Origin of the sequence: Gordonia sp. NPDC003585, assembly GCF_040610755.1 — a bacterium.
In the GTDB taxonomy this organism is placed as follows: domain Bacteria; phylum Actinomycetota; class Actinomycetes; order Mycobacteriales; family Mycobacteriaceae; genus Gordonia.
The window spans coordinates 1-2,380 of the sequence record NZ_JBEXMX010000185.1 but is presented as its reverse complement, the minus strand read 5'-3'; the positions used below and the strand labels follow the sequence as shown (position 1 = coordinate 2,380).

The 2,380-nt window shown below is 65.3% G+C and carries 2 protein-coding genes and 1 pseudogene; 2 read left to right on the top strand and 1 reads right to left on the bottom strand.

The genetic code is table 11. The features are described from left to right. On the top strand, positions 1–1,224 hold a 1,224-nt coding region (gene groEL, locus ABZW74_RS24465), incomplete at its 5' end, for a chaperonin GroEL (protein ID WP_355280099.1). A gap of 78 nt (positions 1,225–1,302) precedes the next feature. Here the strand turns inward: groEL and ABZW74_RS24460 are convergent. Beyond that, positions 1,303–1,599 (bottom strand): WhiB family transcriptional regulator, encoded by a 297-nt coding sequence (locus ABZW74_RS24460; RefSeq protein ID WP_240856660.1) that lies wholly within the window; start codon positions 1,597–1,599, stop codon positions 1,303–1,305. Between the two features lie 388 nt (positions 1,600–1,987). Between ABZW74_RS24460 and ABZW74_RS24455 the strand changes: the two are divergent. Continuing rightward, positions 1,988–2,380, top strand: a pseudogene (locus tag ABZW74_RS24455) (hypothetical protein); the annotation flags it as partial.

Here is a 2,380-nt window from a genome sequence, read left to right as displayed (position 1 = left end):
CTGGCCGCCGCCACCCCGGTCGACGGCGAGAAGGCCATCGGTCAGGTCGCGACCGTGTCGTCACGTGACGAAGAGGTCGGCGAGATGGTCGGCAAGGCGATGACCGTCGTCGGAACCGACGGTGTGGTCACCGTCGAGGAAGGCTCGGGACTGCAGACCGATCTCGAGATCACCGAGGGCGTGCAGTTCGACAAGGGCTTCCTGTCGCCGTACTTCGTCACCGACCCCGACAGCCAGGAAGCGGTCCTCGAGGACACCCTGATCCTGCTGTACCGCGACAAGATCAGCTCGCTGCCCGACTTCCTGCCGCTGTTGGAGAAGGTCGTCGAGGCCGGGAAGTCGCTGCTGATCGTCGCCGAGGACGTCGAGGGCGAGCCGCTGTCGACGCTCGTGGTCAACTCGATCCGCAAGACCATTCGTGCCGTTGCGGTCAAGGCGCCGTTCTTCGGTGACCGCCGTAAGGCGTTCCTGGAAGACCTCGCCGTGGTCACCGGTGCGACCGTGGTGACCTCCGACGTGGGCCTGAGCCTGTCGACGGTGGGACTCGAGGTGTTGGGCTCGGCCCGTCGCGTCGTGGTCACCAAGGACGCCACCACCATCATCGAGGGTGCCGGCACCAAGGAGGCCATCGCCGATCGTGCTGCGCAGCTGCGACGTGAGGTCGAGCAGAGCGATTCCGACTGGGATCGGGAGAAGCTCGCAGAGCGCCTCGCCAAGCTTGCGGGCGGCGTCGCGGTGATCCGCGTCGGTGCAGCCACCGAGACCGCGCTCAAGGAGCGCAAGCACCGCGTCGAAGATGCGGTCGCAGCGGCCAAGGCCGCGGTCGAGGAAGGCATCATTCCCGGTGGCGGTTCGGCGATCGTGCAGGCCGCGGCCGGGCTCGACGCCCTCGCGGCCGAGTTGCCCGACGAAGAGGCCCTCGGTGTGCGCGTTGTTCGCGACGCCGCACGGGCGCCGCTGTTCTGGATCGCCGCCAACGCTGGTCTCGACGGCGCCGTGGTGGTCGAGAAGGTCGCCGCCGCCGACAAGGGGCAGGGCTTCAACGCTGCGACGCTGACCTACGGCGATCTCGTCGCCGAGGGCATCATCGATCCGGTCAAGGTCACCCGGTCCGCGGTGGTCAACGCCGCGTCGGTGGCGCGGATGGTGCTGACCACCGAAACCGCTGTCACCGATCAGCCGGCCGACGCCGGAGCCCACGCCGGGCACGGGCACGCCCACTGACGGTTCCCGCTGGAACGACAATCGGGGGCTCCCGCTCGAGAAGAGCGGGAGCCCCCCGATCCGTCTGTGTTCAGCGGGTCAGCTGGCGATCCGGCGGCCGACGCCACGCTTCATGAGGATGCTGCGTTCGGATTCCGACAGTCCACCCCAGATGCCGTAGGGCTCGGCGACCGCCAATGCGTGCTCGCGGCACTGCGCGATGACAGGGCATTGGTGGCACATCTCCTTGGCGCGCCGCTCACGCTGCGCACGGGCCCGGCCACGCTCGCCGTCGGGATGGAAGAACATCGCCGAGTCGACACCGCGACAGAGACCCTGCATCTGCCAGTCCCAGATATCTGCGTTCGGGCCGGGGAGATGATTGGGCTGGGGCATGGCAGCTACTCCTAGGTCGGTCGTCAATTTCCTAACGCAAGGCACACATTAAGCGGGCCTGAGAAACGCAGTCAATACCGCCAAAACCCCTGCTAACCAGGGTAAAAATCTCGTGTTTGTTAACGGCTGGTTAGGTAAGCGGACCGCGATACCACATCGTTCCGGTACCGGAAACGCCACCCGTGATACCTACGCGGACAGGCACTGTGACCTGCGAATAGTGGTTCTGAGAACGATTCGGAGCGGTCGCAGGGTGATGTTGCACCGTGTGTGGGCGATTGTGTTTGATTTACCCATACGAAACCTACGGATAATCTGCTGGTGATGTGGCGTTGGAATTAACGTTTGTGACCGTTCGTTAAATTCATGCAAACCCAAATTGAACGTGGTGAGCCAGAACACTTTTCCAGGGGGAAACATCACATCTGAACTGCGCGGACGGGGCTCCGATGACGGATACGAGAACTGGCGCGATGCCGTACATGCCGGGGGACAGGGCGATGTCGCCGACGCCCTCACCCGCCTGCACCGCATCCAGGCACGACCCGACTGTCCGGACGACCTGCGTTCGCTGTGTTGGAGTACCGCGGCGTCACTGTATCGACAAGCAGGCCGACACGCGGCCGCGACGACATTGGACGGACGAGCCGCCGGTGCTGCAGTTTCTATGACCGGCGACTCGAATCGCTGGCCGCGTGCGGCCTTGGCCGACGCGCTGATCGGCCTGGCAGCCGACAATCTCGGCCTCCTGCGCTTCGGTGCCTCGCGACGGCTGCTCGAC